The sequence below is a fragment of the Micromonospora kangleipakensis genome (assembly GCF_004217615.1).
In the GTDB taxonomy this organism is placed as follows: Bacteria; Actinomycetota; Actinomycetes; order Mycobacteriales; family Micromonosporaceae; genus Micromonospora; species Micromonospora kangleipakensis.
Genome location: NZ_SHLD01000001.1, coordinates 954,224 through 979,066 on the forward strand (window position 1 = coordinate 954,224; position 24,843 = coordinate 979,066).

General features: G+C 74.1%; 23 protein-coding genes. 15 read left to right on the forward strand and 8 right to left on the reverse strand.

The window, feature by feature from the left end; genetic code table 11:
* The first annotated feature begins 442 nt into the window (after positions 1-442).
* Positions 443-1,204 (forward strand): hypothetical protein, encoded by a 762-nt coding sequence (locus tag EV384_RS34675; protein ID WP_165439875.1) that lies wholly within the window; start codon positions 443-445, stop codon positions 1,202-1,204.
* Positions 1,205-1,327: 123 nt separating this feature from the next.
* On the opposite strand, the gene EV384_RS04630 is transcribed toward EV384_RS34675, so the two are convergent.
* Positions 1,328-2,011 carry an NUDIX hydrolase gene (locus EV384_RS04630; protein ID WP_130330434.1) on the reverse strand — a complete coding sequence of 228 codons (684 nt, stop codon included), beginning with the start codon at positions 2,009-2,011 and terminating at the stop codon, positions 1,328-1,330.
* Between the two features lie 75 nt (positions 2,012-2,086).
* Between EV384_RS04630 and EV384_RS04635 the strand changes: the two genes are divergently transcribed.
* Together EV384_RS04635 and EV384_RS04640 are read left to right on the forward strand one after the other, a co-directional pair.
* Positions 2,087-3,181 (forward strand): SPFH domain-containing protein, encoded by a 1,095-nt coding sequence (locus EV384_RS04635; RefSeq protein ID WP_130330436.1) that lies wholly within the window; start codon positions 2,087-2,089, stop codon positions 3,179-3,181.
* Positions 3,178-4,089, forward strand: coding sequence for a diacylglycerol kinase catalytic domain-containing protein (locus EV384_RS04640; protein ID WP_130330438.1), 912 nt, complete (start codon positions 3,178-3,180; stop codon positions 4,087-4,089). The genes EV384_RS04635 and EV384_RS04640 overlap by 4 nt, the downstream gene beginning before the upstream one ends.
* A 20-nt stretch (positions 4,090-4,109) precedes the next feature.
* Here EV384_RS04640 and EV384_RS04645 read toward each other — a convergent pair whose 3' ends face one another.
* The 3 genes from EV384_RS04645 to EV384_RS04655 form a co-directional block, all read right to left on the reverse strand.
* Complete coding sequence (locus EV384_RS04645) at positions 4,110-5,333, reverse strand: hypothetical protein (RefSeq protein WP_130330440.1); 1,224 nt, start codon at positions 5,331-5,333, stop codon at positions 4,110-4,112.
* Between the two features lie 94 nt (positions 5,334-5,427).
* Positions 5,428-7,113, reverse strand: a complete 1,686-nt coding sequence (locus EV384_RS04650; RefSeq protein WP_130330442.1) for a GTPase — start codon at positions 7,111-7,113, stop codon at positions 5,428-5,430.
* Positions 7,114-7,216: 103 nt separating this feature from the next.
* The gene (locus EV384_RS04655) at positions 7,217-9,058 is read right to left on the reverse strand and encodes a GTPase family protein (RefSeq protein ID WP_130330444.1); all 1,842 of its coding nucleotides are present in this window, start codon (positions 9,056-9,058) and stop codon (positions 7,217-7,219) included.
* Positions 9,059-9,279: 221 nt separating this feature from the next.
* Here EV384_RS04655 and dnaK point away from each other — a divergent pair, with 221 nt between their 5' ends.
* The 5 genes from dnaK (at position 9,280) to EV384_RS04680 (ending at position 14,037) form a co-directional block, all read left to right on the forward strand.
* On the forward strand, positions 9,280-11,136 hold the full coding sequence (gene dnaK, locus EV384_RS04660) for a molecular chaperone DnaK (RefSeq protein ID WP_130330446.1): 1,857 nt from the start codon (positions 9,280-9,282) through the stop codon (positions 11,134-11,136).
* A 47-nt stretch (positions 11,137-11,183) separates the two neighbouring features.
* Positions 11,184-11,927 (forward strand): nucleotide exchange factor GrpE, encoded by a 744-nt coding sequence (gene grpE / locus EV384_RS04665; RefSeq protein ID WP_130330448.1) that lies wholly within the window; start codon positions 11,184-11,186, stop codon positions 11,925-11,927.
* A gap of 82 nt (positions 11,928-12,009) precedes the next feature.
* Positions 12,010-13,203, forward strand: a complete 1,194-nt coding sequence (gene dnaJ / locus EV384_RS04670; protein ID WP_130330450.1) for a molecular chaperone DnaJ — start codon at positions 12,010-12,012, stop codon at positions 13,201-13,203.
* A 30-nt stretch (positions 13,204-13,233) separates the two neighbouring features.
* On the forward strand, positions 13,234-13,674 hold the full coding sequence (locus EV384_RS04675) for a heat shock protein transcriptional repressor HspR (protein ID WP_130330452.1): 441 nt from the start codon (positions 13,234-13,236) through the stop codon (positions 13,672-13,674).
* A gap of 144 nt (positions 13,675-13,818) precedes the next feature.
* Entirely contained in the window at positions 13,819-14,037 is a 219-nt protein-coding gene (locus EV384_RS04680) for a hypothetical protein (RefSeq protein WP_130330454.1), read from the forward strand.
* Positions 14,038-14,141: 104 nt separating this feature from the next.
* Here the strand turns inward: EV384_RS04680 and EV384_RS04685 are convergent, their stop codons facing one another.
* The 3 genes from EV384_RS04685 to EV384_RS04695 form a co-directional block, all read right to left on the reverse strand.
* A complete protein-coding gene (locus EV384_RS04685; protein ID WP_130330456.1) occupies positions 14,142-14,573 on the reverse strand; it encodes a hypothetical protein in 432 nt (143 codons plus the stop codon).
* Between the two features lie 183 nt (positions 14,574-14,756).
* On the reverse strand, positions 14,757-15,965 hold the full coding sequence (locus EV384_RS04690) for a cation:proton antiporter (protein ID WP_130330458.1): 1,209 nt from the start codon (positions 15,963-15,965) through the stop codon (positions 14,757-14,759).
* A 5-nt stretch (positions 15,966-15,970) separates the two neighbouring features.
* Positions 15,971-16,471: a cation:proton antiporter regulatory subunit gene (locus EV384_RS04695; RefSeq protein ID WP_130330460.1), complete on the reverse strand. Its 501-nt coding sequence runs from the start codon at positions 16,469-16,471 to the stop codon at positions 15,971-15,973.
* A gap of 30 nt (positions 16,472-16,501) precedes the next feature.
* Between EV384_RS04695 and EV384_RS04700 the strand changes: the two genes are divergently transcribed.
* Complete coding sequence (locus tag EV384_RS04700; RefSeq protein WP_130330462.1) at positions 16,502-17,656, forward strand: beta propeller repeat protein; 1,155 nt, start codon at positions 16,502-16,504, stop codon at positions 17,654-17,656.
* 197 nt (positions 17,657-17,853) lie between these two features.
* On the opposite strand, the gene EV384_RS04710 is transcribed toward EV384_RS04700, so the two are convergent.
* Positions 17,854-18,906, reverse strand: coding sequence for a Fic family protein (locus EV384_RS04710; RefSeq protein ID WP_130330464.1), 1,053 nt, complete (start codon positions 18,904-18,906; stop codon positions 17,854-17,856).
* Between the two features lie 186 nt (positions 18,907-19,092).
* Between EV384_RS04710 and clpB the strand changes: the two genes are divergently transcribed.
* From clpB to EV384_RS04740, 6 genes are all read left to right on the forward strand, one after another.
* Positions 19,093-21,684, forward strand: coding sequence for an ATP-dependent chaperone ClpB (gene clpB, locus EV384_RS04715; protein ID WP_130330466.1), 2,592 nt, complete (start codon positions 19,093-19,095; stop codon positions 21,682-21,684).
* 147 nt (positions 21,685-21,831) lie between these two features.
* Complete coding sequence (locus tag EV384_RS04720) at positions 21,832-22,209, forward strand: hypothetical protein (RefSeq protein ID WP_130330468.1); 378 nt, start codon at positions 21,832-21,834, stop codon at positions 22,207-22,209.
* Positions 22,210-22,278: 69 nt separating this feature from the next.
* Positions 22,279-23,142 carry a hypothetical protein gene (locus tag EV384_RS04725; protein WP_130330470.1) on the forward strand — a complete coding sequence of 288 codons (864 nt, stop codon included), beginning with the start codon at positions 22,279-22,281 and terminating at the stop codon, positions 23,140-23,142.
* 83 nt (positions 23,143-23,225) lie between these two features.
* Positions 23,226-23,855: a DUF4178 domain-containing protein gene (locus EV384_RS04730; protein ID WP_130330472.1), complete on the forward strand. Its 630-nt coding sequence runs from the start codon at positions 23,226-23,228 to the stop codon at positions 23,853-23,855.
* Positions 23,856-23,857: 2 nt separating this feature from the next.
* A complete protein-coding gene (locus EV384_RS04735; RefSeq protein WP_130330474.1) occupies positions 23,858-24,349 on the forward strand; it encodes a DUF2617 family protein in 492 nt (163 codons plus the stop codon).
* A 55-nt stretch (positions 24,350-24,404) separates the two neighbouring features.
* Complete coding sequence (locus EV384_RS04740; protein WP_130330476.1) at positions 24,405-24,836, forward strand: DUF4247 domain-containing protein; 432 nt, start codon at positions 24,405-24,407, stop codon at positions 24,834-24,836.
* The last annotated feature ends 7 nt before the right edge of the window (positions 24,837-24,843 follow it).

Here is a 24,843-nt window from a genome sequence, read left to right on the forward strand (position 1 = left end):
GCCGCCCGGCTGCTGCCGGGCTGGTCCCTGGCGGCCGCGCCTAGCCCCGGTGAGGGTTGCCGCGCGGCGTTGAGCCGGATTCGTGGGGCGAACCCGGTTCGGGAGCGCCGGCGCCGTACCGCACCAGCCGCGGGGTGCGCGGAGGTAGCGGCTGCGTTGCCGTCGTGCCTGAATGATTGCAGAGGAGGTGAGCGGGCCCACAATATGGCCCTCCACGCCCGCGGCGTTCCGTCGGCTACGCGACGGATATCCCTGTTTGTCGCGGGTGGACTACCCCTTGACGGACAAATTGTGTGTCGACACGCGGTGGCGGCTGGTGAACTGAGCGTAACTGGTCCAAGCTGACTGGTGTCTGGTGAGCGTTAAGCGGCGTTTGTCCGCTTCAGGCCCGACGTCCGCGCCACCGACGGTCCCGCCGATGTCGACGACGAGGAGTGTGCCGGTGTCCGAGCCAGCCGAGGGTCCCGGAACTCCGCTCCTCGGCCCCCATCGCCCGGCCCCCGGCGCCGGCTACCGCCGGGTGGTCGGGGCGCACCGGGCGCTCGGACTGGGCGGCCCGAGCCGGGGCTACCTCTTCACGGTCGCGCTGCTCGCCGGCACCGCGTCGATGCCGATTCTCGCCGCCATCAGCACCGGGTCGGCCACCGTCGGCAGCACCGCACTCCCGGACAACAGCACGCCGTTCATCCCGACGCCCTCGGTCGGCCCGGTGGTGATCCCGCTGCCCGCGACCAGCCAGCCCGAGGTGACGTCCACCACCCGTCCCGCCCCGCTGGTCACCCGCCCCGGCGCGCCGGAGATCGCCGCCGCCCCCGCCCCGCCGGTGGCGTCCGACTCGGCGTGGGGCATGCGGCCCCGGACGCCGGTCCCCCCGGCACCTCCCACCGGAGCCGCCTGCCCCACCCCCTCCGCCGGCGGCGGAGAGCCGTCGCCGAGCGAGTCGCCGAGCCCGTCACCCAGCCCGATGCCGACCCGCTCGTCGGGCCCGGACCGGTTGCCGCTGCCGCTGCCGCTGCCGACGATCATCCTCACCCCGCCGCCCCCGGTGCCGACCGGAAGCGGCCCCGCGGCTCCCGGTGGCAGCGCCTCGCCGTCCGACCCGCCCGCGCCGCCCGGGCCGCCGTCCGACCCGCCCGCGCCGCCCGGCCCGCCCGCGTCGCCGTCCGGATCGCCGTCCGGCGTGGTGGCGGGCGACCCGCGCTGACGCCCCGCAGTGCCGAGCTGCTCCCCGCCCTGGGCTCCGATGTGGGCGACGGGGTGAGCATGAGGCGCTGAGCCGAATCGCGCTGGAGATCGGGCGCTTGCGGTGGCGAACGAGGCGGTGCCGTCACTGTGGACGGAGCATCGGCGGGTGCAGCAGGGTGGCCGGGCCGCGCCGGAACAGCTGTGCGGGTCGGCCGCGCTCGCCCTCGGTGGCACGACCGACCGGCTCGACGAAACCGGGTGTCCCGGTGACCTTGCGGTGGAAGTTGCGCGGGTCCAGGCGGGTGCCCCAGACCGTCTCGTAGACCGCGCGCAGCTGCGCCACGGTGAACTCGGGCGGGCAGAATGCGCTGGCCAGCGGGGTGTACTCCAGCTTGGCCCGGGCCCGCTCCAGCCCGTCGGCGAGGATCCGGTCGTGGTCGAAGGCGAGCTGCCCGGGGGTGAGCCGGGAGACCGGCAGCCAGTCGGCGGAGGCGGCGTCACTGCCGGCCACCGGGGTCGGCAGGTCCGGCAGCAGCGCCAGCCAGGCCACCGTGACCACCCGGCCGCGCGGGTCCCGGTCCGGCCGGCCGTACGTGCCGAGCTGCTCCAGGTGCCCGGCGGGCTCGGGTAGCCCGGTCTCCTCGGTCAGCTCCCGCGCGGCCGCGTCGGGCAGGTCCTCATTGATGCCGACGAAGCCGCCGGGCAGCGCCCAGTGCCCCTCGTACGGCGGAATGCCGCGCCGGACCAGCAGCACGCTCAGCGCGTCCGACCGGACCGTGAGCACGACCAGGTCGACCGTCACGGCGAAGGGCGGGTACTCGGCCATCTCTTTATCACCACCTTGACGATAACCTAGCAGAACAGTTATCGTCGGGTGGACGATAAAAGGGAGGGGCTGATCATGGCCGATGTGACGAGGCGACTGTTCCTGCGCCACCTGCGCGGGACGCCGACCAGCTGGGTCCGGCTGCACGTGGGCGGCAAGGTCCGTCGCGAGGGCACCGGGCAGTCCTTCTGGTACCGGCCGCTGAACGCGGTGCTCAGCGAGGTGCCGGTGGACGACCGGGAGCTGCCGCTGCTCTTCCACGCCCGGACCGGCGACTTCGCCGACATCACCGTCCAGGCCACGGTGACCTACCGGGTCGCCGACCCGGCCCGGGCCGCCGGCCGCCTCGACTTCTCCGTCGACCCGCGCACCGGGCGGGCCCGGTCCCGGCCGCTCGACCAGGTGGCCACCCTGCTGGCCGAGCTGGCCCAGCAGCCCGCCCTCGACCTGCTCGCCCGGGTGCCGCTGGCGGAGGCGCTGACCACCGTCGCGCCGGTCCGCGAGGCGGTCTCCGGCGCGCTCGACGACGACCCCCGCCTCACCGACCTCGGCGTCGCCGTGGTCAGCGCCCGGGTGGTGGCGATCCGCCCCGAGCCCGAGCTGGAACGCGCCCTCCAGACCCCCACCCGCGAGGCGGTCCAGGTCCAGGCGGACCGGGCCACCTACGCCCGCCGCGCCCAGGCCGTCGAGCAGGAGCGTTCCATCGCCGAGAACGAGCTCCAGAACAAGATCGAGCTGGCCCGCCGGGAGCAGCAGCTCGTCGAGCAGCGCGGCGCGAACACCCGCCGCCGGGCCGAACTCGACGCCGCCGCCGAGCTGGCCGCCGCGCAGGGCAAGGCGGAACGCGAGAAGGTCGCCAATGCGGCCGCCGCCGAGCGGGCGCGCGTCCTCGCCGCCGCCGAGGCGGAGAAGGAGCGCGTCCTCGCCGGGGGCGCGGCCGAGAAGGAGCGGCTGCTCGCCGCGGCCCGCGCCGACGGCGTACGCGCGGTCGGCCACGCCGAGGCCGAGGCGGAGGCGGCGAAGCTGGCCGCGTACGCCGAACTCCCGCCGGAGGTGCTGCGGGCCCTGACGGTCCGCGAGATCGCCGGTCAGCTCCCGCAGATCGGCCAGCTCACCGTCACCCCCGACGTGGTGACCGACCTGCTGGCCCGGCTGGCGCCGAGCCGGTGAGCGCGACCCTGGCCCCGCGGGTGGTCGTGGTGAGCCGCCGCAGCGAGCTGGACGAGCTGCTGGCCCGGCACGGCACCCGCGCGGCGGCGGCCTGGTACCTGCGGGAGCGGGGCCGGGACCTGACCGAGGTCGTCGACCGGCACGACGCCCTCCGGGCGGCGCTGACCACGGTCGGCGCCGCCATCCCGGCGGACTGGCGGCGCGGCGCGGTGGACCGCGACGACCTGCCCCGGTTCCTCTTCGGGCCGGAGGACGTGGTGGTCGCGGTCGGCCCGGACGGCCTGGTCGCCAACGTGGCGAAGTACCTGGACCGGCAGCCGGTGATCGGCGTCGACCCGGAGCCCGGCCGCAACGCCGGGGTGCTGGTCCGGTTCACCGCAGGGCAGCTCGCCGGCCTGCTGCCGGCGGTCGCCGCCGGGGCGGCGACCACGCGGGGCCGCGCGATGGTCCGGGCCGCGCTCGACGACGGGCAGGAGCTGGTCGGCCTCAACGAGGTGTACGTCGGCCACGCCTCCCACCAGTCCGCCCGCTACCTGCTCGCCGTCGCCGACGGCGGGCGGGCCCGGCGGGAACGGCACTCCTCCTCCGGGGTGGTGATCGGCAGCGGTACGGGGGCGACCGGCTGGTGCGCGTCCATCGCGCGCGACCGTCCGGGTGCGCCGCGGCCGCCCGCCCCGGAGGAGGAGGCGCTCTGCTGGTACGTCCGCGAGGCGTGGCCGTCCCCGGTCACCGGGGTGAGCCTCACCGCCGGCCGGCTCGCCGGCGCCGACCGGCTGGAGCTGGTCGCCGAGTCCGACGGCCTGGTCGCCTTCGCCGACGGCCTGGAGGCGGATCGGCTGGCACTGAGCTGGGGGCAACGCCTCACCGTCGACGTCGGCCCCCGCCGCCTCGCCCTCGTCGAGCCCTGAGCACACCCCGAGGGGCGGGGTCAGGCGGGGTCGTCGGTGAGGCGGTGGCGGTTGGCCTCGATCCAGGCGTCCAGGGCGGCCGGGTCGTCCGGGTCGACGCCGTCGGCCATCAACTGGGCGACGGCGGCGGTGGCGGGGCTGCGCCGCTCCCCGGTGCTGTAGAGCCGGGCGAACTCGGGGACCATCTCCTCGATCGCCTCGTCCGTCCGGCCGGCCGCGGCCTCCGGGAGCCCCCGCTGCCGGGCCGCGCACGCGGCCCAGCCGCGGAGCACCCGCGGCAGCATGGCCGCGTCGTCCATGTCCAGCACGGCCCGCCGGTGCACCCAGTCGAGCAGGAACAGCTCGGCCACGGTCGGGCTCCACCGCATCGGGTCGGCGTCCGGGAAGCTCTGCGCGTGGTCGAGCAGCAGGCCCAGGCAGAAGTGCAGCGAGGCCAGCTCGGCGTCGGCCACCGCGTCCAGGCCGAACCGGGCGGCCTCCGGCGAGCCGAGGAAGCCCCGGACCAGCCGGGTCCGCTCCTGGTCGGTGAGCGGCGGGGCGGCCGGGTCGCCGCTCGGCCGGGCCGGCGCGGGCAGCACGGCCAGCCGCGCGCCGACCAGGGCCCGGTCGGTGGCGAGGGAGCCGGCCGCCGGCAGCTCGCCCAGGTCGTCGGTGACCGCCAGGTGCCGGGCCACCTCCCCGCGCATCCGGGCCGGCTCCTCGGTGCGGAACCAGGTCAGCTCGTCCTCGGTGCACATCTGCCGGACCTGTTCGAGGATCCGCTCGGCCGGGCCGCCGACGAAGACGTCCTTGGTGATGCCGATGTTGTGGTCGACCAGGGCCACCAGGGCGTGCTCCGGGCCACCCTCGGCCTCGTCGTACGCGAAGGTGGCGAGGTAGGAGGTCTGGTCGCCGTACACGTCGCCGTACGACCAGACGCCGGTGAGGTGGACCCGCCCGAGCTGGCCGGTCCAGGCCGGCGCCTGCGCGCCGGGGCGGATCCGGCCGGCGCCCTCGGCGTCCGGCACCAGGGCGGCGAAGACGGCGCGGATGGTGGTGGCGGCGGCGCTGCGGCGGCGGGAGGTGGCGGCGAGGAAGCCGGTCACGAACTCCCGGACGGCGTTCTCCCGGTCGGTCTCCGCGACGGCGTACACGCTGCCGAGCAGCGCGGCGCCGAGCATCTCCGCGTCGAGGGCGCAGTCGAGCCTCGTCACGTCGCGGGCGGCGTGGAGCACCGCCTCGTAGGGGGTCTGTGGCGTGGCCATGCACCGACCCTACGCCGCCGGCCCGGCCGGGACACCTGCCAGCGCGGCGCGCCTCGCCGTGACCGGCCGGCCGGCCGCGTCGTCGCCGAGGCGCTCAGCGGCGGGCGGCGTCCCCGAGCGCCTCGCGGGCCTGCGCGTACCGGCCCAGCGCGGACCGCACCGGGACCAGCACGTACTCGTCACCGACCGTCCCCACCGAGATGGTGAGCCGCTTCTCCGCCCGCTGGCGGGCCCGCCGCGCCGCCCACCGGACCACCGGTCTGGTCAGCGCCGCCACCAGCAGCCCGGCCAGCAGGCCGCCGAGGAGCAGCACCGTCGGCAGCGGGACCTCGCCCACCCTCGGGTACTCGGGCGCCGGCAGGCCGAGCGCCCGCAGGGCGTAGCCGAGCGCGAGCCAGCCCAGCCCGGCCAGCGCGGCGGCGGTGACCAGCCATTGGAGGGCCCCGACGACCCGCCACCAGGCCGGCCGCCGATCCATCCCCAGGTCGGTGCCGGCCACCGCGCGGTCCAGCGCGTCGGGCAGGTCGCCGAGCCGGGACCGGGCCGCGGCGGTCACCGCGGTCGGCCAGGGCGTCGGCAGATCGGCGCCGGACCGGTCGCCCACCGCGCGGATGGCCAGGTTGAGCGCCGAGCGCTGCGCGGCGGTCGGATCCGGTACGGACGTCGCCGCGACCAGGCTCTCCGCGGGCGCGTCGGCGTCCGCGGCCGGTCCCGGCAGGTGCAGCCGGCGCAGCGGGTCCGGCCGCAGTCGGCGCCAGCCCTTGACCAGCGGCCAGCCGGTCGTCCCGCCGGCCCGGTGCCGGTACGCGCCCTCGACCGCCTCCGCCACCGAGGGCACCCCGGCCGCTCCGGCCAGGGCGCGGGTGAGCTCCCGGGTCGACGCGTCGTCCGGCCCGGTACGCGGCGGCTCCACCCCGACCAGCGGCTCCAGCTCGGCCACCACGGCGTCCACGTCGCCGGCCAGCCGGCGCAGCGCCGCCTGCCGCTCGGCGACCGTACGCTCCAGCGCCTCGCGCAGCCCGACCATCCCGGCCGGGTCGACCGCGACCGTGGGCAGCAGCGGCACCCCGTCCAGGCCGTCGGCGTCGAGCAGCCGGCGCAGATCGGCCAGGACCCGGGGCAGCTCGGCCGGGGTCAGCCGGTCGGCCTGGTTGAGCACGACCACCGTGACGTCCTTGTGCCGCTGGAACTCGCGCAGGTAGCTGGTGTGGATCACCCGGTCCGCGTACTTCTGCGGGTCGACCACCCAGACCACGAGATCGACCAGGCCGAGCATCCGGTCCACCTCCAGCCGGTGGGTCCGCTGCACCGAGTCGAAGTCGGGCAGGTCCAGCAGGACCAGGCCGTGCAGGCCGGACTCGTCGTCGCCGTCGAGCGCGCTCTCCCGGACGAACCGGTGCCGGGGCAGCACGCCGAGCCAGTCGAGCAGCCGACCGGCGCCGCCCAGCTGCCCCCAGACGCAGGCGTGCGCCACGCCGGTGGTCGGCCGCCGTACGCCGACCGGCGAGAGCTCCAGCCGGGCGAGGGCGTTGAACAGGCTGGACTTGCCACTGCCGGTGGCGCCGGCCAGGGCGACGACGGTGTGGTCGCCGGAGAGGGCGAGCCGGGCGCCGGCCCGCTCGACGACGGTGTGCGCGGCGACCAGGCGGGCGTCGGGCACCTGGCCGTCCACCGCGCGGAGGAAGCGCTGCACGGCGTCCAGCCGGGCGATCAGCGCGTCCGGGTCGACCCGCTGGTCGCCCCGGAACGCCTCGCGCACCCGACCGACGATGTTGCTCATCTGAGCCGACCTTCGTTCGCGACCGCGGGGCTCGCAGGCTCAACTCGCATTCCTGCGCGGCCGCGTCCCACGCGAGCCGCCCGGGAACGCTCGCTCCGCGCGCTCACCGCGCCCCACCCGTCCCGGTCGGCGGCAGCACCGGCCCGTCGGTCCGGGACAGGCCGCTGCGGTGCCGGGCCATCTCCACCTCGGCGGCGGCCCGGCGCAGGGTGGCGCCGGTCTCGGCGGCCGGGCGGGCCGCCGCCGTCCGGTCGAGGTAGCGGGCCGCCTCCTCCTCGAGCAGCGCGCCGACCCGGTCGAGCAGGTCCCCCCGCGCCTTGTTGGCCAGGTTGCGCACCGCCTGGTCGCCGAAGATCGCCTGGAGCACGGCCTGCGCGGCGACCGTGGTGCCGGCGCCGGTGGCCACCTCCAGACCGGTGGGGATGAAGGCGGTCGAGGCGAAGACCGCGATCATCACGGCCAGCCCGGTGGCGTTCACCGCGTACGCGGCCGTCCGGGCCACGAAGCGGCGGTCGCCGCCCTCCTCGCGGACCAGGTCCAGCACCCCGCGCTGCCAGTCGCGGACCAGCCGCTCGGCGCGTTCGGCCAGGTCGTCGGAGGCGTGGGCGAGCGGCGGGTCGAGCAGCGCCGCCCCCGCGGGATGCGCCTTCCACCCGGTGTACGCGTTCTCCGCCGCCTCGGAGGCGACCCCGCGCAGCAGGGTCACCAGCTGCGACTCGATCGCGTTGCGCAGCTCCGCGGCGGGCGCCGGGCGCCCGGTAACGGCTGCGACCAACCGGTCCCGGAGCCGACCGATCCGCGCCTCCATGGTGCGGAAGAGCTCGCCGGTGCCGACGAACTCCTGCCAGCGGGCCAGCACCTCGCCCCGGAGCAGCCGGCCGTCCTTGAGCCCCTGCTCGACGGTCCGCTGCGCCCCCCGGTACGCCGCCCGGACCCGCTCGTCCAGCGCGTCGGCGGCGGCCACCTGCTCGTCGGCGGCGTCGGCCAGCCCGTCGACGGCGGGGTGCAGGGCGGCGAGCGCCCCGTCGAGGGTCTGCCGGACCACGGCGGACCGGGCGTCGGCGTCGGCGGCGAGCCGGGAGAACCAGGCGCTCAGCGGTGCGGTGACCTTGTCGGGGAGCAGCCCCTGGCCGTCGACCCAGGTCTCCGGCAGCACGAAGAGCGGCGCGGCGGCGAGGTCCTGGGCGGCGAGCATCTCCGACAGGTGGGCGGCGATCTCGTCGGCCGCCTCCGGGGGCACCCGGTCGAGCACCATGGCGATCACCGCGCCCCGGGCCCGGGCGCTGCGCAGCAGCCCCCAGGGGACGGCGTCGGCGTACCGGGCGGCGGTGGTGACGAAGAGCCAGAGGTCGGCCGCGGCCAGGAGCTGACCGGCGAGGGCCCGGTTGGCGTCGACCACCGAGTCGATGTCGGGCGCGTCGAGGAAGGCCAGCCCGGCGGGGAGCGCGGGGGCGGTGACCAGGTGCAGGGTGCCCGGGTTCTCGCTCGGCTCGTTGGTGCGGGTGAGGCCGGGCAGCAGCTCCCCCTGGCGGAACCACGCGGAGTCGGTCGGGTTGCAGACCAGCACCGGGGAGCGGGTGGTGGGGCGGAGCACGCCGGCCGCGCTCACCCGCGCCTGGACGAGGCTGTTGACCAGGGTCGACTTGCCCGCCCCGGTGGAGCCGCCGACCACCACCAGCAGCGGCGCGTCGAGCCGGGCCAGCCGGGGCAGCAGGTAGTCGTCGAGCTGGTCGGTGAGGCCGGCGGCAGCGTGCCGGGCCGGCTCGGCCGAGGGCAGGGCCAGCGGGAACCGGGCCGCGCCGATCGCGGCCCGCAGGCCGGCGAGCGCGGCGGACAGGCCGTCACCGGTGGTGCCGGGCGGAGCCTCCCCGGCGTCCGGCGGTCCGGTGCGGGCTGCGACGGCGGGCGCGCCTGAATGGGTGGCGGGATCGCCATGCGTCGTCACCGCTAAAGCGTGCCCGACCGATGCAAGGGAAGACAACCGGACGGTAATAACGGTCGGGTTGCGTCAGGTCGACTCAACCTCGACTTGCGGTTTCCGGGGCGCGTGGCAGTATTGAGTCAAGTTCACTCAACTTGTGGTGGGATCGCTTGACGGCGAGGCCCGCCGGAACCCAGCGGGCGATGCCCGTCACCTGCTCGACGTTACGAAGCGAGGAAGCGAACATGGCACGTGCGGTCGGCATCGACCTCGGCACGACGAACTCCTGCGTCAGCGTTCTCGAGGGCGGTGAGCCCACCGTCATCGCCAACGCTGAGGGCTCGCGGACGACCCCCTCTATCGTCGCGTTCGCCCGGAACGGCGAGGTGCTCGTCGGTGAGGTCGCCAAGCGCCAGGCGGTCACCAACCCGGACCGGACCATCCGTTCGGTCAAGCGGGAGATCGGCACCAACTGGACCGTCGACATCGATGGCAAGAAGTACACCCCGCAGGAGATCTCGGCCCGGACGCTGATGAAGCTCAAGCGGGACGCCGAGGCGTACCTGGGCGAGCAGATCACCGACGCGGTGATCACCGTCCCGGCCTACTTCAACGACGGCCAGCGCCAGGCCACCAAGGAGGCCGGTGAGATCGCCGGCTTCAACGTGCTGCGGATCGTCAACGAGCCGACCGCGGCCGCCCTGGCGTACGGGCTGGACAAGGGCTCCAAGGAGCAGACCGTCCTGGTCTTCGACCTGGGTGGCGGCACCTTCGACGTCTCCCTGCTGGAGCTGGCCGAGGGCGTCATCGAGGTCAAGTCGACCAGCGGTGACAACCACCTCGGTGGCGACGACTGGGACCAGCGGATCATCGACCACCTGGTGAAGACCTTCCGGGGCGAGCACGGCATCGACCTGGCCCAGGACAAGATGGCCCTCCAGCGGCTCCGCGAGGCGGCCGAGAAGGCCAAGATCGAGCTGTCCGCCGCCACCACCACCAACATCAACCTGCCGTACATCACCGCCGGCTCCGCCGGCCCGCTGCACCTGGACGTGACGCTCAGCCGCGCCGAGTTCCAGCGGATGACGCAGGACCTGCTGGACCGCTGCAAGGGCCCGTTCGAGCAGGCCGTGAAGGATGCCGGGATCAAGGTCGCCGACGTCGACCACGTCATCCTGGTCGGCGGCTCGACCCGGATGCCGGCCGTGACCGACCTGGTCAAACAGCTCACCGGCCGCGACCCGAACAAGGGCGTCAACCCGGACGAGGTCGTCGCCGTCGGCGCCGCCCTGCAGGCCGGCGTGCTCAAGGGTGAGGTCAAGGACGTCCTGCTGCTCGACGTGACCCCGCTGAGCCTGGGCATCGAGACCAAGGGTGGCATCTTCACCAAGCTGATCGAGCGCAACACCACCATCCCGACCAAGCGCTCCGAGGTCTTCACCACGGCGGACGACAACCAGCCGTCGGTGCTGATCCAGGTCTTCCAGGGCGAGCGGGAGATCGCGGCCTACAACAAGAAGCTCGGCACCTTCGAGCTGACCGGCCTCCCGCCGGCGCCGCGCGGTGTGCCCCAGATCGAGGTCACGTTCGACATCGACGCCAACGGCATCGTGAACGTGCACGCCAAGGACCTGGGCACCGGCAAGGAGCAGAAGATGACGATCACCGGCGGCTCCTCGCTGCCGAAGGACGACATCGAGCGGATGCGCCGGGACGCCGAGGAGCACGCCGACGACGACAAGCGGCGCCGCGAGGAGGCGGAGACCCGCAACGTCGCCGAGGCCCTGCAGTGGCAGACCGAGAAGTTCCTCGCCGAGAGCGGCGACAAGCTGCCCAGCGAGAACCGGGAGCAGCTGAACGAGGCCCTCGGTGAGCTGCGCGGCGCGCTCGGCGGCCAGGACATCGAGAAGATCAAGGCGGCGCACGAGCGGCTGGCGCAGGTCTCCCAGCAGGCCGGTTCGCTGCTCTACTCGCAGCAGGCCGAGCAGGGTGAGCAGCCGGGTGCGGCGGGGCCGGGCGCGGGTGCGACCGGTGGCCCGCAGGCCGGCGGCGCCGACGAGGTGGTCGACGCGGAGATCGTGGACGAGGACGGCAAGAAGTGACCTGCCGTTCCGGACACGTACTCACGGCAGAGGGATGAGGTAGCCGCATGACGGAGAAGCCACGAGCCGCCGACCCGGGCACCACCGGGTCGGCGCCGGGTGGCTCCGCGACCGCCGGGCAGGCCGCCGGCGAGGAGCCGCGGGTCGTCATCCGTGACAAGCGCAAGATCCGCAAGACCGGGGAGTCGACGACCACCGCCACCGACGCCGCGGCCGACGCCCCGGCGGAGGGGCTGGTCGAGGAGGCCGAGGTCGTCGTCGACGAGATCGAGGCCGAGGCCGAGGTCTCCGGCCCGCCGGTGGTTGATTCCCCGGCCGAGCCGACGAAGGAGGCCGCCCCGCCGGGTGCGCCGCTCGGCGCCGAGCTGGAGTCGCTCCGCGCCGAGCTGGACGAGCGGACCCGGGACCTGCAGCGGGTGTCGGCGGAGTACGCCAACTACCGCAAGCGGGTGGACCGGGACCGCAGCCTGGTCCAGGAGCAGGCGACCGGCTCGGTGCTGGCCGCGCTGCTGCCGATCCTCGACGACCTGGACCGGGCCCGCGAGCACGGCGACCTGGTGGGCCCGTTCGGCACGGTGGCCGAGCAGCTCACCACCGCGCTGGGCAAGTTCGGCCTGACGGCGTTCGGCGAGCAGGGCGACCCGTTCGACCCGACCCGGCACGAGGCGGTGGCGCACCAGACCTCCGCCGACGTGACCGAACCGACCTGCGTGCAGGTCATGCGCCGGGGTTACCAGCTCGGCGAGCGGCTGCTGCGGCCCGCACTGGTCGCGGTGGCCGACCCGGAGTAACAGTGCCGACCCGCGCCGTCCCGCCCGCCCGTCAGGAGCGGGCGGGACGACCTGGGTACGTCCCGTGGAAGGGGGTGGACCGGTGAGTTCCAAGGACTGGATCGAGAAGGACTACTACGCCGTGCTGGGCGTGGAGAAGTCCGCCTCCTCGGACGAGATCAAGAAGTCGTACCGGAAGCTGGCCCGGGAGTCGCACCCGGACCACAACCCCGGTGACCCGAAGGCCGAGGAGCGGTTCAAGGCCGTCTCCGAGGCGTACGCGGTGCTCGGCGACGAGAAGAAGCGCCGCGAGTACGACGAGATGCGCTCGCTCTTCGGCTCGGGCGCGTTCCGCCGCAACGCCCGGGGTGGGGGCCAGCCCGGCGGGATGCCGTTCGACGTCTCCGACCTGTTCGGCGGCGGCGGCGCGGCCGGCGGCGCTGACACGCGCTTCGGCGGGGGTGGCTTCACCGACCTGTTCAGCACGATCTTCTCCGGTGGCGCCGGCGCCGGCGGTCCGGCCCGCCCGCGAGGCCCGGCGCGCGGTCGGGACGTCGAGACCGAGGTCGCGCTGGACTTCGACGACGCGGTACGCGGGGTGACCCTGCCGCTCTCGCTGCGCGCGCCCGGCGTCTGCGACACCTGCCACGGCAACGGCGCGAAGCCCGGCACCCAGCCGGTGGCCTGCCCGGTCTGCCACGGCGCCGGGGTGACCACCCGTAACCAGGGGTCGTTCAGCTTCTCCGAGCCGTGCCGCAACTGCCAGGGCGTGGGCACGGTCGTCGAGGAGAAGTGCCCGGAGTGCCACGGCACCGGCGGGGTCACCAAGACCCGGACCCTGAACGTCCGCTTCCCCGCCGGGGTGGCCGACGGCCAGCGGATCCGGCTGGCGGGCCGGGGCGAGCCCGGCGAGCGGGGCGGCCCGGCGGGCGACCTCTTCGTCCAGGTGAAGGTCCGCCCGGACGAGCTCTTCGGGCGCTCCGGGGACGACCTGACCCTGACCGTGCCGATCACGTTCCCGGAGGCGGTGCTCGGCATCGACCTGCGGGTGCCGACCCTCGACGGCACGGTGACCCTGCGGGTGCCGCCGGGTACGCCGAGCGGTCGGGTGCTGCGGGCCCGGGGCAAGGGTGTGGTGCGCAAGGACGGTCGGGCCGGTGACCTGCTGGTCACCCTCGACGTGGTGGTGCCGGCGAAGCTGTCGGACGAGGCGCGGACGGCGCTGGAGTCGTTCGCGGACCAGACCCCGGCCGCCGCGCGGGAACATCTCGACGCGCGGGTGCGTCGATTCAGTTGATCCGGTCGGGTGCTGCGGAGGTGAGCGGGCATGTCGGAGGAGTTCGTCGGCTCGGGTGACCCTGCCTACGAGGCCAAGGTGCTGATGATCTCGGTCGCGGCGCGGATGGCGGGCATGCACCCGCAGACCCTGCGCCAGTACGACCGGCTGGGCCTGGTGCAGCCGGGCCGGGCCGCCGGCGGCGGCCGCCGCTACAGCGTCCGGGACGTGGTGCTGCTCCGCGAGGTGCAGCGGCTCAGTCAGGACGACGGGATCAACCTGGCCGGGGTCAAGCGGATCATCGGCCTGGAGCGGCTGCTGGAGCAGGCGCAGCAGCGGATGGCCCGGCTGGAGGCGGAGCTGGACGCCGCGTACCGGCGGATCGCCGAGCTGGAGGCGCTGGCCAGCTTCCCGGGCCGGGACCTCGTGCCCACCAACCGCACCTCGACGGCGCTGGTGGTCTGGCGTCCGCGCCGGAACCCGGAGCGCTGACCCACTCGCCGCTCGACCGCTGGTCCACACCGGCCCGGCTCGCAGTTCGGGGAATCCCCGGCGCGGGTCGGGCCGTCTTCGTTAGCCTGGAATCAGGTCCAACCAGCTCAATCCGGACTCCGAACTGGCGGGGGGGGGGGAGTCATGGCGGAATCGGCGAAGAAGGTGGCCCAGCAGGTGGCCCAGCAGACGGAGGACCGGCTCGAGAAGGTGGCCGAGAACATCCGGGAGAAGTTCGACCAGGTCACCGAGGGCAAGTTCTCGGAGAAGATCAAGGATGGGCGCTTCGCCGACCAGGTGGACCACGGCATCGACCGCGGCCGGGCCGATGTGAAACGCCGCAAGCAGGGCGGATCGACCTGACGGATCCGCCGACGTGCGGGCCGGGACCCACGGGGGGTCCCGGCCCGTTCGCCTGTCGGGGCCGGGACGCGGGGGCGCCGCGCGGGGGTCCCGGGCGCGGGGGTTCAGCCGATGCGGCGGTTCTCCCGGACCAGGCCGCCCTCGCACCAGTCGTGGTAGACGAAGAGGTCCGGCCGGGCCAGCAGCACGCGGCTGTTGTGCGCCCAGGTGTGCATCAGCTCGTCGCCGGCCCGCTCGGCCTGCTCGACGAGCTTGCGGAAGCGGCGCTTCGGGTGGGCCCGGAAGTTCGTCCGGATGCCGTCGGCGGCGTAGATGTAGAGGCAGTGCAGCGCGAACCGCCGGGCCGGGCAGGCCGGGTCCATCGCCAGCTCGAAGAGCGTCGTCACGAGGTGGTCGCCGGCGACCAGCAGGTCCCAGTCCGGGGGCATCGAGGCCAGCGGCACCGAGTCCGGCTGGTACGCCCAGGCGCGCAACTCCGCCGGGGACGGATCAACGGGGTTGGCAAAGCCGTGGAACGTCGACTCCTGCACGCTCACCGGCCAACCTTCCGCTACTACCGCTGGCGGGGGCACCGGCCACCCGCGGACCCTGGCTGCTGGGGCGACACGGTAACGCGCTTTCGCGCGGCGGCGGAAGACCTGTCCGGGACCGATTCGGCGACGGACGGCCGGGCCGGGTCCACCGTACGGTCGACCCGGCCCGATCCGTATCGACCGGCGTCAGTCGGCCGCCGGCACCGGTTCCGGCCGGCGGACCTGGCTGCGCCGGCGCAGCCAGCGCTTGAACCACGGGAAGTCGGGCAGCCGGGCCAGCATCGGCCCGGTCACCACGGTGATCAGCACGTACGCCGTGGCGAGCGCCGCCAGCCGGGGTTCCACCGGCTGGACGGCGGCGACCGCCAGCCCGGCGATGACGATGGAGAACTCGCCGCGCGGGGTGAGCGCGAAGCCGGCCCGCCAGCGCCCGGGCTCGGCGATCCCGGCCCGCCGGGCGGCCAGGTAGCCGGTGAGCAGCTTGGTCCCCATGGTCACCACGGCCAGCGCCAGCGCCGGCAGCAGCACCGGCGGCATGTCCTGTGGGTCGGTGACCAGCCCGAAGAAGACGAAGAAGACCGCGGCGAAGAGGTCCCGCAGCGGGGAGAGCAGCTGGGTCGCGTGGTGCGCCACCGGCCCGGAGAGCGCGATGCCGACCAGGAACGCGCCGACCGCGGCGGAGACCTGGAGCTTGGCGGCGGCGCCGGCGACCAGCAGGGTCAGGCCGAGCACCCCGAGCAGCAGGGCCTCCGGGTCCTTGGCGGAGAGTGCCGAGGAGATCAGGTGGCCGTACCGGATGGCGACCGCCAGCACGACCACCACCGTCAGCACCGCCACGGCCAGGGCGATCCCGCCCTTGACCAGGCCGACGCCGGCCAGCAGCGCGGTGACCAGCGGCAGGTAGAGGGCCATCGCCAGGTCCTCGATCACCAGCACGGAGAGGATCACCGGGGTCTCCCGGTTACCGACCCGGCCCAGGTCGCCGAGGACCTTGGCGATCACCCCGGACGAGGAGACCCAGGTGACGCCGGCGAGCACCACCGCGGCCACCCAGCCCCAGCCGAGCAGCAGCGCGAACGCGAAGCCGGGCAGGGCGTTGAGCGCCGCGTCGATCAGGCCGGCCGGGGCCGCCGAGCGGAGGTTGCCGACCAGCTCGTTGGCGCTGTACTCCAAGCCGAGCATGACCAGCAGCAGGATGACGCCGATCTCGGCGCCGACGGCGAAGAACTCCTCGCTGGCGTTGAGTGGCAGCAGGCCGCCGTGCCCGAAGGCGAGACCGGCGAGCAGGTAGAGGGGGATGGGGGAGACGCCGAACCGCCTGCTGAGCCGGCCGAGGAGGCCGAGCAGGAGCAGCAGCGCGCCGACCTCGACGAGCAGTGTGGTGGTTTCGTGCATCCGCCTCAGCCGTCCGGGTCGGTGTCGGCGAGGATGGAGCTCACCCCGTCGAGACCCTGACGGGTGCCGACCACGACCACCACGTCACCGGCCGCGAACCGGAAGGTGGGGTCCGGCGAGACGATGACCTCGCCGTCCCGCAGCACGGCCACGATTGAGGCCCCGGTCCGGGTACGCGCCCTGGTGTCGCCCAGCTGCCGGTTGACGTACTTGGTGCCGGCCGGGATGGCGATCTGCTCGGTGAGCAGCCCGGCGGCCTGCTCCCGCAGCCCGGAGAGCTGCCCGAGCATCAGCGACGCGCCGAGGATGTCGGCGAGCGCCTCCGCCTCGTCGTCGGTGAGCGGGATGTCGGCCTGGCAGGCGTCCGGGTCGTCCGGGTCGTACAGGACGAGGTCCCGGCGGCCGTTGCGGTGGGAGACCACCCCCAACCGGCGGCCCGATTCGGTCACCAGGTCATGGCGTACGCCGATCCCCGGTAGGGCAGTCTGTTCGACACGTACTCGCACCTCGGCAAGGCTACCTTGGGAGGTGGCTCGATGATCGGTCGCGGAAGTCTCGCGGTGGTCGCGGTGCTGCTGGTGCCGGCCCTCGCCGCCTGTTCCATCGGCGACGTCCGGCGGCCCCCGCCGCACCGGCCGTCCGCGTCGCCCCGGCCGGCCCCGACCGCGCCGGTACCGACCCGGGCCGTCGGCTTCGACGAGGTACGACAGGTCCGGGTCGCCGTCCCACCGCGCTACGACCGGCCGAACGTCGAGTTCGTCGACGCGGCGCACGGCTACGCGCTCTTCGCCGCCTGCGACGGGGTGCCGCCCGGTCGTGGCTGCGCCGCCCTGCTCTACGCCACCGTCGACGGTGGACGCTCCTGGCGGGCACTGCGGCATCCCCGTCCGGTGGCGGCGAACCAGCAGCTCTACGCCGTGCCGGAGGCACTGGTGCTGCTCTCCGAGCCGTACGGCTGGTACACCTCGACCGACGGCGGCGCCAGCTTCGCCCACACGACCGGCGGGGAGCCGGCCGCCCTGGTGGCCGCGGGGGGCCGCTACCAGATCGTCGAGGCTCGCGGCGTGATCGGTGAGTGGGACGGCCGGCGGCTGGTGCCACTGGCCGCCCAGCCGTCCGTGCCGGGGCTGAACACGGTCGGCCACGACGGCGACCTGCTGGTGGCGGCGGGCGCGCGCGACGGCCGGCCGTACGCGGCAATCTCCCGGAACCGGGGGCGGAGCTGGCTGGCCACCCCGGTGCCGGCGATCGACGGCGAGGTGGGTGTGCTGCGGGTGGTGCTCGCCCCCGACGGCGGCGTGTGGCTGGTCGGGGAGCGGTCCGACCGGACCGGCTTCCCGGCGCTCTGGCGCCTCGTGGATACGCGGTCCTGGGAGCCGGCCCGCGCTGCCGGGCACCCGGCGCAGGCCCTGTCCGTGGCGCCGATCGGGGTCGGGCTGCTGGCGGTGACCGGCCCGGACGGGGTGGGTGTGGTGGCCGGGGGACGCTACTACCACGTCGACTGGCCGCTGACCGGCGACCACTATCTGACCGTGCTCGCCGACGGCACGATCGCCGCCCGCGGGCCCGACGACGTCATCCTCGGCACCGGATGGACCGCCAACCGGCGGTGGATCAAGGTGATCCTCGACGGCGACCGACCCGCCGGCTGCAGGTCCGTGACCACTGCGGAACCATCCCGCTCGTGCTAACGGGCTGCTGCTGGAGGGGTGCGCCGCGGTCCGCGTACCCGATCCGGAGCGGACCCGGCAGCTGCGCCGCCGCCACCTTGCGGTGCTGCTGGCCGGCCTGGCCGTGGCCGAGCCGCCGCTGCCCGGGCCGCCACCCGCCGCCGGGGAGTTCGCCTGGCGCTGGCGACGCCCGGACTGACCGCACCCCCTCTGGCTGATCAGGAAGGCGTTCGCCGCCAGGCTGCCGCCCTGCCCAGGCCCTCGGAGCTGATGGTGCCATCACGGCGTAGGCGATCCAGCACGACGCGGATCGTCGGATCGCTGACGCCGGGCAGCGCGGTGCGGATGTCGGACATCCGGAAGACAGCGGGAGCGTGGTTCACCACGTAGTCACGGACCCGGTCCTGCTTCGAGCCGTCGGCCCGATCTGAGGCGGCCCGCTGCGCGAACGTCCGGTACGCGGTGGCCAGGATGTTGACGAAGTAGCTCAGCCACGGCCAAGGGTCGGCGCGGTCCTCGTGCCAACCATGGGTGGAGTCCAACAGGGCCTGGTAGTACTCGTCCGCCGTCTCGGCGATCCGCTGTTCCAGGCTGACGTACCGGGAAACGGTGTAGCCGGTCTCCATCAGCAGAGCGTTGGTGAGGGCGCGGGTCACCCGTCCGTTGCCGTCCTCGAAGGGATGGACCACGAGCAGATCGAGTGCGAAGAGCCCGACCAGGAGCACCGGGTGATGCCGTTGGCCTGACACTTCGACCAGGTAGCGGTCGATCAGCTCCGACACGTAGAAGGGCGTGTCGGACGCTCGGACGGGCCGGAAGCGGACGGTCACCTCTCCCGAGGCGGAGCGGTCGACGACCAGGTTGTCCTCGGTCTTGAACCGACCGCCGGAGGCTGCGGTGTGCGCGAAGAGCATCTTGTGCAGGTGGAGGAGGAGTCCGCTGTTGAGTGGGCGCCACGAACCTTGGAACAGGTGGTCCTGGGCGTCCCGGTAGCCGGCGAGCTCCTGCTCGCTCCTTGTCCTCAGGTGCGTGACCTTCCCAGAAAGGATCTTGTCCGCCCGAGCGTGGTCGGGGACGACGACACCCTCGATCGCCGAGGAGGCAGTGATGCTGGCGACGCGAGCCCGGTTGGCGAGCTGGCTCAGCAGGCCGGGAAGTTGATCCCGGTAGAGCGCCTCCGAGCCCCGACCGACGTCCACCGTGCCGAGCGCGGTGACGACCGGACCAGGGACCTGGCCGATCAACCGATCGAGATCGGCGAAACTCCGCATCACGTCATCCGCTCTAGAAAGTACCCAATGTTAGGCGCCGTTATTTAGTTTATGCAGTTCCATTGGGTAGATCCGCGTACGGCTGGCCGTACGTGAAGTGAGCCAGGTCACACACCCGGAGTTGAGCGGAATAGGCTCAACTCTGGTTGTGTCCTTCCTAGTGGACACGCCGATCCGGGGGAGCCCATGAACACGGAACGTCTCACCACCAAGAGCCGCGAGACCATCACCGGTGCCGTCGCGCTGGCGAACGAGCGCGGCCACGCCACGGTGGAGCCCTGGCACCTGCTGCTGTCACTGCTGGACACCCAGGGCTCGACCGCCCCCGGCCTGCTGCGCGCCGTCGGGGCCGACCCCGCCGACCTGCGCCGGGCCGCCCAGCGGGCGGTCGACGCGCTGCCCGCCGCGCGCGGCTCCAGCATCGCCGAGCCCACCCTGGCCCGCGAGTTCGTCAACGCCATCGGCGCCGCCGAGCAGATCGCCCGGCCGCTCGGCGACGAGTACACCTCCACCGAGCACCTGCTCGCCGGCCTGGCCCGGGTGGGCGGCGCGGTCTCCGGCGCGCTGAAGTCCGCCGGTGCCACCGAGGAGAACCTGGTCGCCGCGTTCCCCAGCGTCCGCGGCGGGGACCGGCGGGTCACCACCGCCGACCCCGAGCAGACCTACCAGGCCCTCGCCAAGTACGGCGTCGACCTGACCGCCAGCGCCCGCGACGGCAAGATCGACCCGGTGATCGGCCGGGACTCGGAGATCCGCCGGGTGATCCAGGTGCTGTCCCGGCGTACCAAGAACAACCCGGTGCTGATCGGCGAGCCCGGCGTCGGCAAGACCGCGATCGTCGAGGGCCTGGCCCAGCGGATCGTCGCCGGTGACGTGCCCGAGTCGCTGCGGGACAAGAAGCTGGTCTCGCTCGACCTCGGCGCGATGGTGGCCGGCGCGCAGTACCGCGGCCAGTTCGAGGAGCGGCTGAAGTCCGTCCTGGAGGAGATCAGGAACTCCAACGGCCAGGTCATCACCTTCCTCGACGAGCTGCACACCGTCGTCGGCGCCGGCAAGGGCGAGGGCTCGATGGACGCCGGCAACATGCTCAAGCCGATGCTGGCCCGCGGCGAGCTGCGGATGGTCGGCGCGACCACCCTGGACGAGTACCGCGAGCACATCGAGAAGGACCCGGCGCTGGAGCGCCGCTTCCAGCCGGTGCTGGTCGGCGAGCCGACCATCGAGGACACCATCGGCATTTTGCGCGGTCTCAAGGAGCGGTACGAGGTGCACCACGGCGTACGGATCACCGACGCCGCGCTGGTCGCCGCCGCCTCCCTCTCCGACCGCTACATCACCGACCGGTTCCTGCCGGACAAGGCGATCGACCTGGTCGACGAGTCCGCGTCCCGGCTCCGGATGGAGATCGACTCCCGGCCGGTCGAGGTGGACGAGATCGAGCGGGCGGTGCGCCGGCTGGAGATCGAGGAGATGGCGCTGGCCAAGGAGCCGGACGCCGCCTCCGCCGAGCGGCTGGAGCGGCTGCGCAAGGAGCTGGCCGACAAGCGCGAGCAGCTGACCGCGCTCTCCGAGCGCTGGCAGACGGAGAAGAGCCACATCACCAAGCTCTCCACCGCCAAGGAGGAGCTGGAGCGGCTCAGCGGCGAGGCCGAGCGGGCCGAGCGCGACGGCGAGCTGGAACGCGCCGCCGAGCTGCGGTACGGCCGGATCCCCGCCCTGAAGGCCGACCTGGCCAGGGCGGAGGAGGAGCTGGCCCGGCTCCAGGCCGACGGCGCGATGCTCAAGGAGGAGGTCGGCGCGGACGACATCGCCGCCGTGGTCGCCTCCTGGACCGGCATCCCCGCCGGGCGGCTGCTGGAGGGCGAGACCGCCAAGCTGCTCCGGATGGAGGAGTCGCTGGGTTCCCGGGTGGTCGGCCAGGCCGAGGCGGTCGGCGCGGTCTCCGACGCGGTCCGCCGCGCCCGGGCCGGCGTCGCCGACCCGGACCGCCCGACCGGCAGCTTCCTCTTCCTCGGCCCGACCGGTGTCGGCAAGACCGAGCTGGCCAAGGCGCTCGCCGAGTTCCTCTTCGACGACGAGCGGGCCATGGTCCGCATCGACATGAGCGAGTACGGCGAGAAGCACTCCGTGGCCCGTCTGGTCGGCGCCCCGCCCGGGTACGTCGGCTACGAGGAGGGCGGCCAGCTCACCGAGGCGGTGCGCCGCCGGCCGTACTCGGTGATCCTGCTGGACGAGGTGGAGAAGGCCCACCCGGACGTCTTCGACATCCTGCTCCAGGTGCTCGACGACGGCCGGCTCACCGACGGTCAGGGCCGGACGGTGGACTTCCGCAACGCGATCCTGATCCTCACCTCAAACCTCGGGTCGTCGGTGATCAGCGACCTGACGCTGGCCGAGGAGCAGCGCCGCGAGGGTGTCCTCGCGGTGGTCCGGTCGCACTTCAAGCCGGAGTTCCTCAACCGCCTCGACGACATCGTGGTCTTCGCCGCGCTGCGCGGTGACGACCTGCGCTCCATCGTCGACATCCAGCTCGACCGGATGCGGCGCCGGCTGGCCGACCGCCGGCTCGGCCTGGAGATCACCGAGGCGGCCCGCACCTGGCTCGCCGAGCACGGGTACGACCCGATCTACGGGGCCCGGCCGCTGCGCCGGCTGGTCCAGTCGGCCATCGGCGACCAGCTCGCCAGGGCGCTGCTCGCCGGCCAGATCCGCGACGGCGACACCGTCAAGGTGGACCTCGCGGAGAGCAGGGACTCCCTGGCGGTCACCGCCGCCTGACCCCGCCCCCACCCGGCCGGGTCCCGCCCCCCGCGGGACCCGGCCGCGCCGCCTCCGCCCCGGTGATCAAGGGGGAAGGCAGGTTCACAGACGCAAACTTCTTGGTCAACAGGGTCAGCGGCCCCGGTGCGGGGCAATAGTGAGGGCATGTTGGGGATCGGGAAGAAGGACCGCGAGCTGGACGCCGCCGTCAAGGAGCTGGCCAAGGCCGACACGCTCGCCTTCGGCGGGGTGGGCATCGCCTCCACGCTGCTGCCGGAGACCGAGGCGTTCCGGCACGTGGAGCGGGCGCTCGACGAGCACCCGGCGGAGGCCCGCAAGAAGGTCGACTGGCTGCTCAGCCACGGCTCGCCGGCCGGCAGGGCGTACGCGGCCACGCTGCTGGACCGGGTCGACCCGGAGGCCGGCCGGGCGGCCTGGACGAGGCTGCGCGACGACGAACGGGAATTCACCACGTTCAGCGGCTGCGTGATGGGCCGCGCGACACTGCGCGAGTACGCCACGGAACGGCTCGCCGGTAATTGATCCACTCGCCGGTCGGCCCTGCCCGATCGGTTCTGCCGGCGCTGGCGGGTACGCCGTACCTTGCCAGCCATGATCCCGCCCGACGCCGCGCCGGTACGTCCCGCCATCGTCACCGCCGCCTTCTGGGTGCAGCTCGCGACGGTCGTCGTCCTGCTCCTCCTGGTCGGACTGGTGGTCGTCCAGGCCGTGCGCTACGACGGCCAGATCGACCGGGCGCTTGGGCTGGTCCCCGACGCCGACCCGGTCGAGGTGTCGGACGAGCGGTCGGGCAACGTCTTCACGGCGCTGGCCATGGGCGTCCCGGCGCTGCTCCTGGCGGGCTGGCTCGCCGCCACCGCCCGGCCCCTGAGCCGGGGCAGCAACACCGCCCGGGTCCTGGTCTTCGTGGCCGCCGGCGCGCAACTGCTGCTCTGCCTCTTCCAGGGCTGCTCGGGGGTGCTCTTCATTCCCCTCGTGCTGGCCGCCGGCGCCGCCGATCCCGGCTTCGACCCGTCCGAGGGCGTGCCGCCCGACGGTCCCGACTGGGAGCAGTCGAAGTTCCTCGACACCCTCTACGCGCAGGGCAACCCGGCGGACGTGTTCTTCGGTGTCGGTGGGCTCGGCGTGCTGGCGGTTCTGGTGCTCACCACGGTCGTGGTGGTGCTGCTCCTGCTCCCCGAGGCCGGGCGCTGGTTCCGGCCCCCGCCCGCGGTCCCGGCCGGTGCCCACCCGATGGCGTCCTCGTCCGGTTACCCGCCGGTCGGTGTGACGTTCCCGCCGGGCTACATGATCTGCCCCGACCCCGCGCTGCACCTGGCCCACCCGCCCACGGGGTCGATCGCGTCCACCTCGCACGGTCCGGCGGAGGGGCGCCCCACCGCGGCGGGGGACCGGACGCCCGAAGGTCCGCAGGAGCCGCCCGCCGACCCCACCGCCGACACCCTCCGTAGCTGAGCGTTGACTCAGCGAACTGCCTTTCCGGAAGCGTGCGTCGGGTTGTTACCGTCACCGCCGACGCACGTGGAGAGGCGGTCGGCTTGAGCGAATCGGTGGCGTACCTGGTGACGGCACTGGGGTGTCTGATCGCGGTGGCCGGTGTGGTGATCGCCGTGGTGGCGCTGGTCAAGGCCCGGTCCCGGCCACGGCCGCCGACGCCCGGCGACCCGTTCCGCGACCGCGACGCCGACGCGCTGCGCGGTGACCCCCGCAGGCTCCGGCCCGGCGACATCGTGGAGATCCGCCAGGTGCCGTACACGGTCCGCGGCTCGGTGCACCTGGTCGAGGGCGGCTGGAGCTGGGCGGAACATCTGCTCGACGACGCCGGCGGGGTGAAGCGCTGGCTCTCCGTCGAGGCGGACCCGGACGTGGAGCTGGTGCTCTGGACCGCCGAGCCGTCCGCGACCGTCACGCCGGGTGCACCGACCCTCGACATCGCCGGCCGCCGGTACACCTGGAACGAGTCCGGCCAGGCCCGCTACACCGCCACCGGCGGCACCGGCCTCGACCCGCGCGGCACCATGCGCTACCACGACTACCAGGCGTCCGGCGGCGCCCGGCTCTCCTTCGAGGCCTACGGGGAAGCCGGCTGGGAGGTGGCGCTCGGCGAGAAGCTGCACCGGGCCGAGGTGATGATCTACCCGCAGGGCGGCCCGGAGCAGGTGTCCTGAGCGTGCTCGTCACCCTGCACGCCCCGTACGTCGACACCAGCGCCGCGGACCTGAGCCTGGCGCTCGGCGGCCCGGAACGCCCCGCGCTGCACGTGCGCGAGCTAGCCCTGCCCGGCGGGCTGACCCTGCGGCTGCGCCTGCTCGGCGCCTCCCACCAGGTCGTCTGCGGCGGCGTGACCGAGACGGTCGCCTGCCTGCCCGGCCGCCCGCCGCACCTGCCCGGCACCCTGCACGACGTTGCCGCCGGCTACCGGTTCACCGCCACGGTGCTCCGGCCCGACGGCGACGGCCTGCGGACCCGGGTCGCCGCGCTCCGCGCCGAGCTCGCCGACGACCCGTACGCGCTGGTCGGGGTCTTCCCCGGCGACGTGGACGCGGTCACCGCGCTCTCCGTGCGCCCCGACCCGCCCGACGGCACGGTCGGCTGGCGCACCTGGCACGCGTACCCCCAGACCAACGAGCTGGTCCTGACCGAGACGGTGGTGGCACTGTGAGCGCGAGGCGTGAGCCGGGTTTGCGAGCCCCGCAGTCGCGAACTGAGGTGGTCCTGTGACGACGACGTACCGGCGGTGGATCGTGGTGGGGGTGGCCGTCGCGGTGGTCGGCGCGCTCCTCGCCGCCTTCGCCATCCTCTACGGCAACTTCTCCCCGCGCGGCTACGTGCAGGACCACTACCGCCGCTCGGCGAGCCGGGACATCGGCGGGGACGCCCTGGCGTACACCTCGACCCGGACGCCCAGCCAGGTCTCCAAGGACATCACGGACGCCTGGCAGCCCGCCGACCAGTACGTCGACGGCAGCGGGGTCTACCTGCGCTACGACGACGACTCGGTGGTGATCCTGCCGATCGCGGCCGGCTCGCTGATCCTGCTGGAGCGGATGACCACCGCCTACCCCCGTTACCACCACGTCGTCGGCCGCGGCTGGGGCTGGGGCCGGGGCAGCACCGTCCGGGGCGGTGGCCCCGGCGCCGGCAAGTAGCCCGTCC

Coding starts and splice junctions, on each gene's coding strand:
- EV384_RS04630 (WP_130330434.1), bottom strand. CDS start 2,011: ATGGCCGAGTACCCGCCCTTCGCCGTGACGGTCGACCTGGTCGTGCTC.
- EV384_RS04635 (WP_130330436.1), top strand. CDS start 2,087: ATGGCCGATGTGACGAGGCGACTGTTCCTGCGCCACCTGCGCGGGACG.
- EV384_RS04645 (WP_130330440.1), bottom strand. CDS start 5,333: ATGGCCACGCCACAGACCCCCTACGAGGCGGTGCTCCACGCCGCCCGC.
- EV384_RS04650 (WP_130330442.1), bottom strand. CDS start 7,113: ATGAGCAACATCGTCGGTCGGGTGCGCGAGGCGTTCCGGGGCGACCAG.
- dnaK (WP_130330446.1), top strand. CDS start 9,280: ATGGCACGTGCGGTCGGCATCGACCTCGGCACGACGAACTCCTGCGTC.
- grpE (WP_130330448.1), top strand. CDS start 11,184: ATGACGGAGAAGCCACGAGCCGCCGACCCGGGCACCACCGGGTCGGCG.
- EV384_RS04675 (WP_130330452.1), top strand. CDS start 13,234: ATGTCGGAGGAGTTCGTCGGCTCGGGTGACCCTGCCTACGAGGCCAAG.
- EV384_RS04680 (WP_130330454.1), top strand. CDS start 13,819: ATGGCGGAATCGGCGAAGAAGGTGGCCCAGCAGGTGGCCCAGCAGACG.
- EV384_RS04690 (WP_130330458.1), bottom strand. CDS start 15,965: ATGCACGAAACCACCACACTGCTCGTCGAGGTCGGCGCGCTGCTGCTC.
- EV384_RS04700 (WP_130330462.1), top strand. CDS start 16,502: ATGATCGGTCGCGGAAGTCTCGCGGTGGTCGCGGTGCTGCTGGTGCCG.
- EV384_RS04710 (WP_130330464.1), bottom strand. CDS start 18,906: ATGCGGAGTTTCGCCGATCTCGATCGGTTGATCGGCCAGGTCCCTGGT.
- clpB (WP_130330466.1), top strand. CDS start 19,093: ATGAACACGGAACGTCTCACCACCAAGAGCCGCGAGACCATCACCGGT.
- EV384_RS04720 (WP_130330468.1), top strand. CDS start 21,832: ATGTTGGGGATCGGGAAGAAGGACCGCGAGCTGGACGCCGCCGTCAAG.
- EV384_RS04725 (WP_130330470.1), top strand. CDS start 22,279: ATGATCCCGCCCGACGCCGCGCCGGTACGTCCCGCCATCGTCACCGCC.